This is a genomic window from Frankia sp. CoBUL1 (assembly GCF_978021245.1).
In genome coordinates this window covers 1-14,443 of record NZ_CDXDOS010000013.1, presented here as the reverse complement: position 1 = coordinate 14,443, position 14,443 = coordinate 1, and the positions used below count along the sequence as shown (strand labels likewise).

Genomic DNA, 14,443 nt, shown 5'->3' with positions numbered 1-14,443 from the left:
CGGCCGGCCCCGGAAGTGGAGCGGGCGCCGACGGTGAAACGCGCCCGACAACCTGCCTGACAACGCACCCGACATTGTGGCGGCGTCCGGTGCCCCGGATGAATCCGTCCCGGATGAATCCTCCGTCAGGACCGGGCGATGCCCCGGGCCGGTGACGAAACCTCCTCGTGATAATCCTCCTCGACGTTGACCTCCCACACATCGTGCTTGGTGCCGTCGATGATGTTCTGGACCGTGAGCATCGCGGTGAGCATCGAGTGGTCCTGATTGTTGTAACGGTGCATGCCGTTACGGCCGACCGGGTGGACGTTCGGCGTGTTCTCGGCTAGCCAGGCGCGGATGATATCGACGTTCTTCTTGTAGTGTAGGTCGTAGTATGGATATGCCTTCGGCATGCGTACGACGAAACCCTCTTCCACCTGCTGGGCCCTGATCAGACCCAGCTCGACGAGTTCTTTCGTCCCGAGTGCGACCAGTTCCTCATCGGAGGCGTTCCAGGTCTCGTCACCCTCGAAGACGAAGTACTCCAGGCCGAGGCAGGTACGCCCGTCCTTGACCAGGAATGGCGACCAGGAGGCGAAGTTCTGGATCCGGCCGACCTTGACGGTGGGGGAGTGGATGTAGATCCAGTTGTCCGGGAAAGCGGCCGAGGCCGGCACCACGAGGGCGATGGTGAGGAAGTCGCGGTACTTCAGCGCGTTCGCCGCGGCCAGCACGTGGGCCGGTGCCGGCGGGTCCATCACCCGGACGAGGGAGGAGAACGACATCGACGAGATGATCTCGTCGGCCTGGTACTGGTACTCGCTGCCGAGGTCGGAGCGTGAGGACTCCGGGGCGCCGGCCCCTGGGCCGTACCCGCCGGTCACGGTCGTGGTGACGCCGGTCGCGCGGCCGTCGGCATGGTGGATCTTGCGGACCTTCTCCTCGAAGACCACCCGGCCACCCTGCTTAATGATCTTGTCGGTGGCGGTCTCCCACATCATTCCGGGCCCGTACTTGGGGTACTGGAACTCCTCGATGAGGGAGGTGATCTCCTTCTGGTTCTGCTTCGGTAGGACCGCGTTCACGATCGCGTTCATCATGGACAGGCTCTTGATGCGCTGCGCGGCCCAGTCCGAGGGCATCTCGCTCACCGGAACGCCCCACAGTTTCTCGGTGTAGGTCTTGAAGAAGGTGCGGTAGAGCCGCCAGCCGAAACGGGCCACCAGCCAGTTCTCGTAGTTGCTCTGGTCCTGCGGCGGCCGGATCCGGGCCGCGGCGTAGGAGGCGATGCAGCGCGCCGCCTCGACCAGGCCAAGCCCGCCGAGCGCGTTTCCCGCCTTGAGTGGGTAGTCGAAGAACTTCCCGTTGTAGTAGATGCGGCTCGATCGGGGGCGCAGCAGGAAGTCCTCGTCCGGCAGGATTTCGTGCCAGAGCTTTTCGACCTCGGGAACCTTGGTGAAGAAGCGGTGGCCGCCGATGTCGAAACGCCAACCTTCACGCTGGGCCGTACGGCTGATTCCGCCGACGACCGAGTCACCCTCGATAATCGTCACGGGGACGTCCCGTTTCACCAGCTCCCAACCGGCGGTCAGACCTGCCGGTCCGGCTCCGATGACGACTACCTCTGGCTTTTCGGTCACTGTGCCGGACCTCTCCTCAACACACACTCATGGTCACTCGGGTGGACGGACACCGGGCATCGCGCCACCGGGACGCCGGGCCCCTGGGACCGGTCCTGGGTCGCAAGTGTTGCATGGCGCGAGCGGAGACCCGTCCGCACCCCCTCGACCCGACACGATGCGATGATCCGTTATACGTCCGCCCTATTCCCATAACGCGCCTCCGGGCCGCCTGATCGGGTGGGGCTCTGGCATCGTGCGCACATGGGATTGTCGATACCCGGCCAACGGGCACCGCAGACCTCGCCTCCCCCGGACGGGCCGGTTCCTCCGGGGCGGGTGATGCCGGCGATTCTGGTCGGTTGGTGCGCGGTGGCCGGTGGCATCGCGGCCAAGGACGGTCGGTACGGCGCCTGGGCGCTGTCGAGTGTCCTGGTAGGTTTCGCGGCGGTGGTCTTGGCGGTCGTGGCCGCCGCCACCAGCACCGCCGCCACCAGCACCGCCAGCAGCAGCACCGCCAGTACCGCCGTGGCCGTGCGCCCGCGCGGGTGGTTCGGGGCGTGGCTGCTCGTGGCGGTCGTGATCGGCGTCGCGCCGCTCGTGCGCCGTCCCCGCTACTACGCCGCCGGCCGGTTCGCCACGGCGGCGGACGTGCTCGCGATCCTCGCGGGCCTGCTCGCCGCCGGGTCGATCCTGGTCATGCTGCACCACGTCGGCCGGGGGCGTCGGATCGGCCGGGAGCACCACCGGGGCCGGGGCCGGCTCGATGTGCTCGCCTCTCCGTGGGTGTTCTGGCTGGTCCTGGCCTTGGCCTGTGCGGCGGGCGTCGCTACGATCCGCGCTGCGCCGACGCCCCGCATCGACGTCTTCCACCTGCTCCAGGTCTCCACGGCCGGCCTGCCGCACGGGGCCGACATGTACCGGCAGCAGTGGGCGCCGAGCCGGGCCGAGTACCCGGTCGACGGCCTGTTCGACGTCTACCCCTATCTACCGGTCACGTCCGTGCTCCTGGCTCCCTTCCGGCTTCTGCTCGGTGACGTCCGTTACGGCCTGCTGCTGGCCCTGGCGGTGGCGGCGGTCCTGATCCGCGCGGTCGCGGGACAGGCACCCGCGGCGCCGGCGGTGGCCGCGCTGCCGTTGCTGGTCGTCGTGTTCCCCGAGTCGATGTACGCCCTGCAGCAGTCCTGGACCGAGCCGTTGCTCGTGGCCTGCCTGGCGGCGACGGTGTGGGCGTCGACGAGCGGGCGGGGACGGGTGGCGGTCGTCGCGTTCGCGCTCGCCCTGGCGACCAAACAGCACGTCGCGCTGCTGATCCCCCTGGCGGCGGGCTACCCCGCGTTCGGGCCCCGCCGGACGGCCGCCGCCGCGGCCGCGGCGGCGCTCCTCGTTGCCCCCTGGGTGCTGGCCGGTCCCCGGGACTTTCTCGACGACGCGGTCTGGACGAACCTCCACTACGAGGTGCTCGCCCACTCGCTGTCCCTGCCGGGCCTGGCGTCGCATTTCGGGGTCACGCTCGGATTCGGCTCGACCGCGGTCGCCCTCCTCGGTGCCTACACGGCGGCCTGGCGGGCTCGCGGGGACGCCACCGGGTTCTGCCTGGGGGCGGCGTTGGTCCTGCTCACCCTGAACCTGATGAACAAGCAGACCTTCTTCAACCACTACACGTTGCCGATGGGTCTGCTCGTGCTGGCCGTCGCGGCCCTCGCCGTCGACGACCCCGCCCGCGCGGGCGGTCAGCGCAGCGTGGAGAACCGTTCCAGCGACGCGCCCTCGTACAGGTTGCGCCGCTCGACCTGCACGGTGCGGTCGCGCAGCGTGGCGAGCTGGTCGGACAGCACGGCGCAGGCGCCCTCCAGGAACCGGTAACCGTCCGCGCGGACGAGCAGCACGGCGTGGCCGGGGCCGGCCAGTTCGTTGACCTCGGCCGCGAAGCTGGTGCCGTTCGCCCGTTTCATCCGGTCGGCGTAGTCGACCCAGTCGACGAGCGCCGGGCCGGAACTGTCCGCGTACACGATCTCCCGTACCGTGACTTCGCCGTGCCGTTCGATTGCCCGGTGCACGGCCGGGCCGAGCTGGTCCGGGCAGTAGGCGACCACGTCTCCCGGCCGGGCCAGCGCGACGATCCGGCCCGCGATCTCCCCGGCCTGGGTGCGTTCGGTCCGGGCGAGCTGCCACCCGCCGAGCAGGCCGCTGAGCGAGGCGACGATCAGTATCCCGGCCCGCACCTGCCGGCCCGGCAGTTGGGCGATGCCGAGCGAGGCGAGCAGCAGGCAGGCCGGCAGGGCGATGCCGGTGTAGCGCTCGGCGTATGCGCTGCCGCCGAACATGTTCACGCAGTAGGCCAGGACGAGGGGGACCAGCCAGATCGCGGCCAGGTAACGGCCCGGCACCCGGCCGGAGACCTTGACCGCGAGCTCCCGCCCGTCCGGACGCGCGGTCAGGCCGATGAGCGCGCCCCCGAGCAGCACGATGCCGAGCAGCGCACCGGTGGAGGTCGGGCCGGCCCAGTCGAAGACCGTGTCCAGCAGCACCTGGGCCTGCACCTTGGGCGCCCAGGGCGTTCCGGTGTGCAGCATCTGGAACAGGAACGACGGCATCCACGGCGCGAACAGCACGGCGGAGGCCGCCATCGCGGCGAAGGCCCGCAGGGTCACCTGCCGGTACTGGGGCCGCCGCCGGGCCTGTAGCAGAATGAACGCCGCCACGGTGAAGATCAGTAGGAACGTCCAGTAGTGGGTGTAGACGAGGGCGGCGGTCGCCAGCGTCAGCATCGCCAGCCGTGCCGGCTCGGAGCGTTCCAGCGCCCGCACGGTCGCGAGCCCGAACACCAGCACCAACAGGACGACCAGCGAGTACATCCGCGTCTCGCTGCCGTAGCGGATCGCGTAGGGAGAGCAGGCGAACATCAGCAGGGTCGCCAAGCCCACCCAGGCGTCGGCGTCACGGCCACTGTTGCCGGCCTGGAAGGCTGTCCGGCCCACCCGCCGTCCGGCCAGCCACGCCGCCGGCAGCGTCGCCAGCGACAGCACCCCGGACAACGCCCGGACGGCGACGTCCCCGTCGCCGAACACCGCGATCCAGGCGTGCAGCAGCAGGTAGTACAGCGGCGGTGAGCCGTCGTGCCGCAGCGCGTCGAGCAGCTGTGGGACGGGGCGCGAGGCGATGGCGACCGTCAACGACTCGTCGAGCCACAGATGGCTGGGGGTGGCGAACCGCATCAGAGCGCCGGCGGCAACGGCGAGTATGACGGCGACTACCAGCAGCCGCGGGCTGGCCGCCGCGATCCGCGCCACGGCGGTGGTCGTGCGCGCGGTCCCGGGCGTGATGACCGTCCCGGTCGTGACATCGGCTGTGGCACTGTTCGCGGCTGTGGCACTGTTCGCGGCTGTGGCCACGACCGCGGTCGCGGTCACGACCGCGGTCGCGGTCACGTCCACCGGCGTCTGGGGGCGGCGGGGACCCGAGAGCACCGCCGGCCCGGATCCGGTGTCCTGGCCGACGGTTGGACTCCCGGATGCGTCTACGTTCACCATGCCCCTCGTCTGCCACGATCTTGCCTCCTGTCAGAGAACCGCCTTCCGCCGGGTGGCCGCAGTCGCCTGCTGGCGGGGATGTACGCCCCGACACTTCAGACTGTCATCCGTTCGTCGCCATCCCGTACGCGGGCTGCCTCCCCAGCGGTCGCGCCGCCCGCCCGCCGCGCGTCGGACCCGCCCTTGGGCCTGCCGTCCGGCCCCCCGTCGGGATCTTCGTCGGGATCTTCGAAGCCGCCGGCGGTCTGCCCGGCGAGCAGAGCCGGGAGCAGCGTCGTGCGGCGCCGTCCGCCCGAGCTCCGCACGGCGTTGCGGATGGCCGGGCCGTTCACGGCCACAATCGACAGGTGGGCCTGCGCCCGGGTCAGCGCCGTGTAGATCAGCGGACGGGTGAGCATCCGGCCGGCCTCCGGCGGGAACACGGCGACGACGGCGGGCCACTCGCTGCCCTGCGCGCGGTGCACCGTCACCGCCCAGCCGTGCCGCAGATCACCGAGCACACCGGCGGGCACCTCGACGACGCCGCCGGGAAACGCGACCCGCAGCGCACCGCGTTCGCCCAGCGCGACGACGGTGCCGATCTCGCCGTTGGCGAACCCGACGTCGATATGGTTCGCCGTGGCCACCACACGGTCCCCGACGTCGAACCCGGAGACGGCGCCGCCACCCGGGTTCAGCGTGCCCTTCAACGCGGTGTTGAGCGCCCCGGTGCCCGCCGGACCGGCGTGCACCGGGGTCACGACCTGGATGTCCGCGACGGGAATGCCGAGCGCGCGGGGGATGGAGTTGGTGACGAGCTGGACGGTGCGATGCGCAGCCTCGCCGGAGCTGCCGGACGGCACCACCACGACCTCCCGGCCAGGCCCCGGCGGCGGCAGCTCCCCGCCGCGTACCGCGGCGGCCATCGTCGCGATGGCGCCGCCGTCAGCCTGCCGGTACAGCCGCCGCAGCTCGGTCACCGGGACCTCACCGGACTCGAGCAGGTCGGCGAGGATCTGCCCCGGTCCGATGCTCGGCAGCTGGGCCGGGTCCCCGACGAACATCAGGTGCGTGCCGTCCGCGCAGGCGTCGAGCAGCGCGGCGGCGAGCTCCGCGTCGAGCATCGACGCCTCGTCGACGACGACGAGGTCGGCGTCGATCGGGTGGTGCTCGCCGCGCGCGAACCCGCTGCCGCGCCCCTGGGCCTGCAACAGCCGGTGCAGGGTGCTCGCCGGTGCCCCGCACAGCTCCTCGAGGCGTTTGGCGGCCCGTCCGGTCGGCGCGGCCAGTGCGACGACCGCCTCGGCCGCCCAGGCCAGTCGTACGACGGCCGCGACCGTGCGGCTCTTGCCTGTTCCCGGCCCACCGGTGAGCACGCTGACGCCGGACTCCAGCGCGGCGCGCGCCGCCGCGAGCTGGACCTCGTCCAGCCCGGTCACCACCTCGTCGTTTGCCGGTCTGCCGTCGTTTGCCGGTCTGCCGTCGTTTGCGGGTCCGCCGTCGTTTGCGGGTCCGCCGCGGCCCGTCGCGGCGGCGTCCCGGTTCGTGTCCCCCTCGTCCTTGTCGTCGTCGAACGTCAGCGCGGTAGGAGGCGGGGCGGACACGGCCCGTCCCGCCGGATCGTCGTCGTCGACGGATCCCGGCCCGTCGTACCCAGGCCCGTCGTACCCCGGCCCGTCATCGGGTCGGCGGCGGGCTCTGGGGGCGCCCGCGCGCAGCGGCTCGGCGGTCGCCGTCAGCCGTTCGATGCCGTCCGCGACGGACTGCTCGGCCATCGCGTACCGCTCCAGCGCGATCCGGTCACCGACGGCGATGATCCGCCCGTCGTCGAGTGCCGCGGTCAGCGCCGCGCTCGGATCGGCCACCCCCTCGCGCGCGGCGGCACGCAGCACCGCCCGCACGGGGCCCGCGGTGTCCCCGGCCCGGGAGGCGGCCCGACCGAGCAGATGGGTGAGTACCGCCGGGCCCCGGCGCGGATCGTCGCGCTGCAGACCGCGGCGGCGGGCGAACCGGTCGGCCTGGGCGATCTCGGTGTCGGCGGCGGTCAGCAGCATCCACGGATCGGCCCGCAGGAGGTCGGCGGACGCGGGTCCCAGCAGGTCGGTCACCCCGCGCGCGAGCCGGGCCGGAAGATCCGCGGCGACGAGCAGTTCGACGACCGCGTACGTGCCCGCCACGGCGCGGAAGCTGTCGGCGAGCCGCCGGGCCCGCGGCCCGGTGACCCCCTCGACGGTGCCCAACCGGCCGACGTCGACGTGGTCGGGCCGGGTGATCCCGGCCGCGGGCAGCCGGCCGGCCGTCGTGCGGCCCAGCCCCGGCCACAGCCCCGCCCCGCAGAACGCGGCGAAGACCTCCTCGGGGTCCGCTGGCTGCGGGTCCGCTCGCCGTGCCTGCGGGCCGACCGCGTCGGGCTCCGCGGTGGAAGCGGTCGTGTACTCGTCCGGCATGCCGGGAAGCGTAACGACGAACCGTTCCGCCGCTGTTGTAGCCCGCTGGGTAGCGTGGTACCCGGGACGGCGCTGTGGCGGCATGGCTGTAGGAAGGCGATGCGCGCCCGGGCCCACCCGTGCGTCCGGGCCCACCCGTGCGTCCGGCCCGGCGGAGACGGTGAGCGTCGGCAACAGTGAGCGTCGGCAACAGTGAGCGTCGGCAACAGTGAGCGTCGGCAACAGTGAGCGTCGGCAACAGTGAGCGTCGGCAACAGTGAGCGTCGGCAACAGTGAGCGTCGGCAACAGAAGGGACGGACCGGTTGACCACAGTCCTGCTGGTCCGCCACGGGCTGACCGCCGTGACCGGCAAGATCCTGCTTGGTTGGACGCCCGGCGTGGGGTTGGACGACCGTGGCCGCCGCCAGGCGTCGGACCTGGCGCGACGCCTCGCCAACATCCCGCTGGCGGCGATCGTCAGCAGCCCGCTCGACCGCTGCCGCCAGACGGCCGAGGCGATCGCCGGACGCCGTCCGGTCAGCGAGGCCAGCCCGGGCGGCCCGCGGCAGGTCGAGATCGACGAGCGGCTCGGTGAGTGCCGGTACGGTGACTGGACCGGGCAGGAACTGGCGACCCTGGCGAAGGATCCGCTCTGGGCGGTGGTGCAGAGCCATCCCAGCGCGGTCGTCTTCCCCGGTCCCGAGGGTGAGGCACTACGGGACACGCAGGCCCGTGGGGTGAGCGCCGTGCGGGAGTGGAACGAGCGGCTGGGCCCGGACGCCACCTGGTTGCTGTGCTCGCACGGCGACGTGATCCGCACGGTGGTCGCCGACGCCCTGGGCATGCATCTGGACATGTACCACCGGATCACCGTCGATCCCTGTTCCCTGACCGTGATCCGCTACAACGAGCGCCGCCCCTTCGTCCGGCGCATCAACGACACCGGCGGGGACGTCGTCGAGCTCCTCCCACCGCCGCTACCCCGGGCAGAGGGCTCCGCCGGGGCCGCCGACGCCGCGGCGTCGTCTCCCGGGTCCCGGAAGTCCCCGGGGTCCCCGGGGTCCAGCGGGCTCGACGTGGACGAGGTGATCGGTGGCGGTGCCGGCGGTTTCCGTCCCAGCGCCGGTGGTGGAACGGGCTGATCGGGCATGCCGCGCCGGATACACGTCTTCGACCCGCCGCAGCGGTTCGTTGCGGGCACCGTAGGCCTTCCCGGCGCCCGATCGTTCTACCTGCAGGCCCGCGACGGGGCGCGGGTCGTCACCGTCGCGGTGGAGAAGGCACAGGTCGCATTGCTTGCCGAACAGCTGACCGAGCTGCTCGACGAGTTGAGCCGCCGCGGCGCGACGCCGCAGCCCGAGCCCGCCCCGGCCGACCCCGACCTGTCACCGCTCGATCTGCCGATCGACGAGGAGTTCCAGGCCGCGACGATCGCGCTCGGCTGGGATCCGCGTGGCGGACGGGTCGTCATCGAGGCGCAGGCGACGGGCCTGGCCGACCCGATCGTCGGATTCTCCGACGATCCCGACGGGCCGGACGCGGTCCGGGTCCTGCTGGGGTCCGAGCAGGCGCGCTCGTTCGTGCAGCGCGCGGCGCGGGTCCTGTCCGCGGGCCGGCCCTCCTGCCCGTTGTGCGGGCAGCCGTTGGACGACGGTCACGTCTGCCCGCGCCAGAACGGTCACCTGCGCTGATGCGGCCGGCGAGAGGCGCCGGGCCTGCCCGCCGCGGGTGTGCGGTCCGTGGCGGGGGTGCGGTCCGTGATAGCGGTGTGGTCCGGTAGGCCGGACGGTGTGGGAGAGATGTCGCTCACCGTCCGGTCCGGTGACATCACCCTGCCGGACCGGACAGACTGAGATGATGGGCGTCTCCGCGGCGAGTTCCACTCCGGGGTGGCGACCGCCACTGCATCCGATCGACGGGGGCGGCCTCGACGCCCCCGCCGCCCTCGACCTCCTTCGCCGTGGTGACCTCGAGATCACCGCCCGGCTGGTCGACGCGAGCAACACGACGCTCTGCTGCGACATCTGCGCCGACGGGGTGACCGGCCGCTGCGTCTACAAGCCGGTCCGCGGCGAACGCGCCCTGTGGGACTTCCCAGACGGCACCCTCGCCGCCCGCGAGCTGGCCGCCTACGAGGTCTCCGAGCAGCTCGGGCTTGGCATCGTCCCGCCCACCATTCTGCGTGACGGCCCGTTCGGCGAGGGCATGGTGCAGCTGTGGATCGACACCGACGTCACCGTGGACCTGGTGGCGCTGACCCGGTCCGACGACTCCCAACTGCGCCGGATCGCCCTGTTCGACGTCGTCATCAACAACGCCGACCGCAAGGGTGGGCACCTGCTGCCGGCGCCCTCCGGCCGGATTCACGGCATCGATCACGGTGTGACCTTCCACACGGACGGCAAGCTGCGCACCCTGCTGTGGACCTGGCGGGGAAGGCGGCTCGACGCCGAGGAGACCGCCTTGCTCGACGACCTGCGTGAGGCGCTCGGGGGCCCCTTCCGGGACCGGCTCGAGGAGCTGCTCACGGTTACCGAGGTCGACGCCCTCACCGTGCGGGTCGACGGGCTTCTGGCCGAGGGCCGGTTCCCGTTGCCCTTGGGGGACTGGCCGGCGATCCCCTGGCCGCCGTTCTGAGCGGGTTCCGGTTCTGGGCGGGTCACCGGTGCGGATACAGGTGCGGGAGAAGATGGGATGTCACCGTCGGTGACCCGAGGTGGATCGGCTTGGGATGCCGTCGGTTACGCTGCGGTTACTCCCCTTGCGCCCGCCGGAGAGTCGGTTCGCGGTTACTGTGACACGCATGCAGGCGTGGCCATCTCCTCCGATACGTTCTCTTCCCGGTCACGGGAAGCCACTGAGGATCTTCGATACGGCCACGTCGAGCGTACGCAAGTTGGCGCCGGCCGTCACCGCAAGGCTGTACGTGTGTGGCATCACGCCCTATGACGCGACGCATCTGGGGCATGCCTTCACCTACCTCACCTACGACCTCGCGCAGCGTGTGCTGCGAGACGCCGGGCATCACGTCCACTATGTACAGAACGTAACGGATGTCGATGACCCGTTGCTTGAGCGAGCCACCCGTGACGGGCTGGACTGGCGGGCCCTCGCCGACCGGGAGATCGACCTGTTCCGCGAGGACATGACCGCGCTGCGGATGTTGGCGCCGGACGCCTACGTCGGGGTGGTCGAGGCCATTCCGATGATCGTCGACATGGTGGCGGAGCTCGTCGACCGGGGCGCGGCCTACCAGGTCGACGACGACCTGTACTTCTCGATCGCCACCGCACCCGCCTTCGGGGAGATCTCGCATCTCAGCCGGGCCGAGATGCTGGCGATCTGCGCCGAGCGCGGGGGTGACCCGCGCCGGACCGGCAAGAAGGACCCCCTCGATCCGCTGCTGTGGCGCGCCCACCGCCCCGGCGAGCCGTCCTGGCCCTCGCCGTTCGGCCCCGGCCGGCCCGGCTGGCACATCGAGTGCTCCGCCATCGCCCGCCACTATCTCGGCGGGGTCATCGACATCCAGGGTGGCGGAACCGACCTGAGCTTTCCGCACCACGAGTGCAGCGCGGCGCACGCCGAGGTCGCCGCCGGCATCCGGCCGTTCGCCCGCAGCTACGTGCACACCGCGATGGTGAGCCTCGACGGCCACAAGATGTCGAAGTCGCGGGGCAACCTGGAGTTCGGCTCCCGGCTGCGCCGGGCCGGGGTGGATCCGGCGGCCCTGCGGCTGGCCCTGCTCGATCATCGGCACACCGAGGACTGGGAGTGGGCGCCGGGCCTGCTCAACGACGCCGTGGACCGGATGAACCGGTGGCGGGCCGCCGTCGCCCTGCCCACCGGGCCTGACGCCATGGGACTGCTCGCCGCCGTGCGTGAGCGGCTCGCCGACGATCTCGACGCCCCGGGTGCCGTCGCCGCGGTGGACGCCTGGGCCGGCGCCGCGCTCGCTGATGCGGGCGGCTCCGCCGGTGCGGGCCCGGATCCCACCAATCAGGGGGGTCCGGTTCGCGGTTCTGGCGGTGACGTGCCCGCCTGGGGGGAGGCGCCCGCACTCGTGCGGCGCCTCGTTGACACACTGCTGGGTGTAGACCTTGAACCCGTCAGACCCAGAGGGAGCTGAGGATGGGAGCTCACCATCGCCGGGTGGATCCCGGGGCAGCGACCGAACGGCCCGCCTTCGACGAGGTCGCGCATGGCTACGACCCTCATCAGGTCGACGACTACCTGGCCACGCTGTGGCGTTACGCCAGCCAGGTGACCTCGCGCGCGGCCGCGGCCGAAAGCGCCCTGAAGCACGAGCGGGCCCGCAGCGCGAACATGGGCGTCGAGGGCCTGGCCGCGCATGCCGGCGGTCGGATCGGCCAGATGCTGACCATCGCCCAGCAGGAGGCCGAGGAGATCGTCACCGGCGCCCGCCAGATCGCGGAGGCGGCGCTGGAAGAGGTGATCGAGGACGCCGGGGCGAACCACCCGATCGTGCGGGAGGCCCGGGAACAGGCCGAGAAGCTCCTCCTCGACGCCGTGGAGGAGAGCCGCCGGCTCGCCCGGGAGCGGCATGCCGAGCTGGAGGTGGAGATCGCCCGGTGCACCGCCTCGCTCGAGGCGCTGCGTCACCAGCAGGGTGAGATCATCGGCGCGATGCTGCGGCTGCGGGGGGTCCTGGCCTCCGACGAGGTGGACCGGGCGGTCACCGACCTGGCCCGGTCGGGTGCGGCCGCGCCGACGACGCCGGGCACGCCTGGGACGCCGAGCGGAGCCGGTCCTGCCGGTTTCCCCGCGGGCGGTGCGGTCCCCGCGGGCGGTGCCGGAGCGTCGGATCTTTCCGGAACCGCGTGGGCGACCGGTCGCGTCGCCAGCACGGGGCGGCGTTCCCCGGGCCGGCATCGTCAGGCCGACGTCGCGGACGGGGAATCCCACACCCCGCCCATTCCGCGCGAACCGGTCACGAACTCGGCGAACGTGCCGTTCCGCCGTGGCGCCGACGAGGACATCATCGACGCCGAGATCGTCGAGGAGTAGCGAGATCGTCGAGGAGAAGGGTGGCCCGGTGCAGGTGCGGGGTGCGCCTTGGGCTCCCGGCCCGCGGCGTACCCTCGCCCTCTTTCCTTCTTCTACCGACTTCTACCGAGCCGGCTCTCTTACCGGCCTTTACTGGCCGCGACGGCGCAGGTACCGTTCGAACTCCCGGGCGATTGCGTCCCCACTGGCCTCGGGCAGCGCCGTCTCGGGCTCGCGTGACTCCAGCGAACGGACGTACTCGGCGACCTCGGTATCCCCGGCGGCGAGCTCGTCCACCTGCCGTTCCCATGCCTTCGCCCGCTCGGGAAGGTCGCCCAGCGGGATCTCGATGTCCAGCAGGTCCTCCACTCGGCGCAGCAGCGCGAGGGTCGCCTTGGGACAGGGTGGGTTAGCCACGTAGTGCGGCACCGCCGCCCAGAACGACACCGAGGCGAGCTCGGCCCGTGCGCATGCCTCCCCGAAGACGCCGACGATGCCGGTCGGCCCCTCATAACGGGACGGCTCCAGCCCGAGTCGGGCAGCCGTCGCCGCGTCCCCGGCGGTTCCGCTGATTGGGACCGGCCGGGTGTGCGGTGAGTCAGCGAGCAGCGCCCCGAGGGAGATCACCATGTCGCTGCCGAGGGCGTGGACGGCCTCGATCAGCTCGTCGGTGAACCCACGCCAGCGCATGTTCGGTTCCAGCCCGCGGATCAGCACCAAGTCCGTCTCGGACTTCGGCGGCTGCGCCACCGACAGGCGGGTGGTCGGCCACGAGATCTTCCGGGAGGCCCCGTCGGTCCCGCTCACCGTCGGTCGGTTCACCTGGAAGTCGTAGTAGTCGTCGGGGTCGATAGCACCGATGACACGGGCCTTGAAGGCGGTCTCCAGATGCTCGACGGCGGCGGACGAGGCATCGGCCGCGTCGTTCCACCCTTCGAAGGCGGCTACTACGACCGGCGACCGTAGTTGACCGACGCCGGAGAACTCGATCACCTACCACCTCCTGCCGCCCCGCGGCGGCCCACTGCCCCCGTGACAGTGCAACGGTACGTCCTCACGGAGACGACTCCTGCCCAGAGCCGACATGCGTGACGTCAGCCTCCCTTATGGCCCGTGAGCCGGTGACCCGCGGGCGACCAGTGGTCGTCCACGGGGAACCTACGCTGGTCCAGTCTGCCGATGTTCTCGTGGGAACGCCTTTCCTCGGTCTCTCGATGGCGCTAGACCCGGGCGGATCGGACATCCATTCCGGATCGATGCGGTGGCTGCACCGTATCGGCTCTGAACGGATACCCGCCGTCGCGGGAATGCGAACGGCCCGGCCCAGGGCCGCCGCCGGACCGGCGTGCCCCAGCCCGTGTTTGTGCGGACCGCCGCGCCGAGCACACCCGCGCGGTCCGACGTCACGCCTCCGTTCCCGCAGCTGTGCCACCCGCGACCGTGCCATGGGCAACCCGCCGGGACGCGTCCGGCATTCCCACCCCGCAATCATCACCATGCTGTGATCACCGTACCGTGATCACCGTCGTGCCCGTGGCCGGCATCCTCGGAGGCGTCCGGACGGGAGGGTAAACCGTACCGGTGGTAGGAGAAACCCGTCCCGGTACTCTTGGCCAGTGCGCGGTGATCTGGTGTCCGTCCTGACCGAGCGTGTGCTGGTGGCCGACGGCGCCATGGGCCCCCTGTTGCAGGCGGCCAGCCTCTGCCTCGACCCGGTGAATTTCGAGGACGGCAACGGCCCGTCGCGCGCTGAGGAGTTCCAGCTCGTGCCGGAGCAGTCCACCTCGGCGATCATCCTGCGCCACCCGGAGGCGAAGTACTTCGCGGCCACGTAGGCACCGTGCGGTCAACCGGGCACCGTGCGGCCGGACGACCCTGAGCTACCGAGCTACCTGAGCT

10 protein-coding genes are annotated in these 14,443 nt (G+C 71.6%); 6 read left to right on the top strand and 4 right to left on the bottom strand.

The window, feature by feature from the left end:
• Positions 1-125 precede the first annotated feature (125 nt).
• From AC08OX_RS02780 to AC08OX_RS02770, 3 genes are all read right to left on the bottom strand, one after another.
• A complete protein-coding gene (locus tag AC08OX_RS02780) occupies positions 126-1,622 on the bottom strand; it encodes an NAD(P)/FAD-dependent oxidoreductase (RefSeq protein WP_476606351.1) in 1,497 nt (498 codons plus the stop codon).
• A 1,712-nt stretch (positions 1,623-3,334) separates the two neighbouring features.
• Positions 3,335-5,134, bottom strand: coding sequence for a glycosyltransferase family 39 protein (locus AC08OX_RS02775; protein ID WP_476606350.1), 1,800 nt, complete (start codon positions 5,132-5,134; stop codon positions 3,335-3,337).
• Positions 5,135-5,229: 95 nt separating this feature from the next.
• Positions 5,230-7,560, bottom strand: a complete 2,331-nt coding sequence (locus AC08OX_RS02770; RefSeq protein WP_476606349.1) for an ATP-dependent DNA helicase — start codon at positions 7,558-7,560, stop codon at positions 5,230-5,232.
• Positions 7,561-7,863: 303 nt separating this feature from the next.
• Between AC08OX_RS02770 and AC08OX_RS02765 the strand changes: the two genes are divergently transcribed.
• The 5 genes from AC08OX_RS02765 to AC08OX_RS02745 all read left to right on the top strand — a co-directional run bounded on the left by AC08OX_RS02765 (position 7,864) and on the right by AC08OX_RS02745 (position 12,565).
• Positions 7,864-8,682: a histidine phosphatase family protein gene (locus AC08OX_RS02765; RefSeq protein ID WP_476606348.1), complete on the top strand. Its 819-nt coding sequence runs from the start codon at positions 7,864-7,866 to the stop codon at positions 8,680-8,682.
• A 6-nt stretch (positions 8,683-8,688) separates the two neighbouring features.
• The gene (locus tag AC08OX_RS02760; protein WP_476606347.1) at positions 8,689-9,231 is read left to right on the top strand and encodes a DUF3090 domain-containing protein; all 543 of its coding nucleotides are present in this window, start codon (positions 8,689-8,691) and stop codon (positions 9,229-9,231) included.
• Between the two features lie 166 nt (positions 9,232-9,397).
• Positions 9,398-10,177, top strand: coding sequence for an SCO1664 family protein (locus AC08OX_RS02755; protein ID WP_476606366.1), 780 nt, complete (start codon positions 9,398-9,400; stop codon positions 10,175-10,177).
• Between the two features lie 94 nt (positions 10,178-10,271).
• On the top strand, positions 10,272-11,666 hold the full coding sequence (gene mshC, locus AC08OX_RS02750) for a cysteine--1-D-myo-inosityl 2-amino-2-deoxy-alpha-D-glucopyranoside ligase (protein WP_476606346.1): 1,395 nt from the start codon (positions 10,272-10,274) through the stop codon (positions 11,664-11,666).
• A 2-nt stretch (positions 11,667-11,668) separates the two neighbouring features.
• Entirely contained in the window at positions 11,669-12,565 is an 897-nt protein-coding gene (locus AC08OX_RS02745) for a DivIVA domain-containing protein (protein WP_476606345.1), read from the top strand.
• Positions 12,566-12,694: 129 nt separating this feature from the next.
• On the opposite strand, the gene AC08OX_RS02740 is transcribed toward AC08OX_RS02745, so the two are convergent.
• Positions 12,695-13,537, bottom strand: a complete 843-nt coding sequence (locus AC08OX_RS02740) for a PAC2 family protein (RefSeq protein ID WP_476606344.1) — start codon at positions 13,535-13,537, stop codon at positions 12,695-12,697.
• Positions 13,538-14,175: 638 nt separating this feature from the next.
• On the opposite strand from AC08OX_RS02740, the gene AC08OX_RS02735 reads away from it, so the two are divergent.
• Positions 14,176-14,379 carry a hypothetical protein gene (locus AC08OX_RS02735; RefSeq protein WP_476606343.1) on the top strand — a complete coding sequence of 68 codons (204 nt, stop codon included), beginning with the start codon at positions 14,176-14,178 and terminating at the stop codon, positions 14,377-14,379.
• Positions 14,380-14,443: the final 64 nt, after the last annotated feature.

Excerpts from the sequence above, each read along its gene's own strand:
- AC08OX_RS02775 (WP_476606350.1), bottom strand. The coding sequence starts at position 5,134 with ATGGTGAACGTAGACGCATCCGGGAGTCCAACCGTCGGCCAGGACACC.
- AC08OX_RS02770 (WP_476606349.1), bottom strand. The coding sequence starts at position 7,560 with ATGCCGGACGAGTACACGACCGCTTCCACCGCGGAGCCCGACGCGGTC.
- AC08OX_RS02760 (WP_476606347.1), top strand. The coding sequence starts at position 8,689 with ATGCCGCGCCGGATACACGTCTTCGACCCGCCGCAGCGGTTCGTTGCG.
- AC08OX_RS02755 (WP_476606366.1), top strand. The coding sequence starts at position 9,398 with ATGGGCGTCTCCGCGGCGAGTTCCACTCCGGGGTGGCGACCGCCACTG.
- mshC (WP_476606346.1), top strand. The coding sequence starts at position 10,272 with ATGCCGTCGGTTACGCTGCGGTTACTCCCCTTGCGCCCGCCGGAGAGT.
- AC08OX_RS02745 (WP_476606345.1), top strand. The coding sequence starts at position 11,669 with ATGGGAGCTCACCATCGCCGGGTGGATCCCGGGGCAGCGACCGAACGG.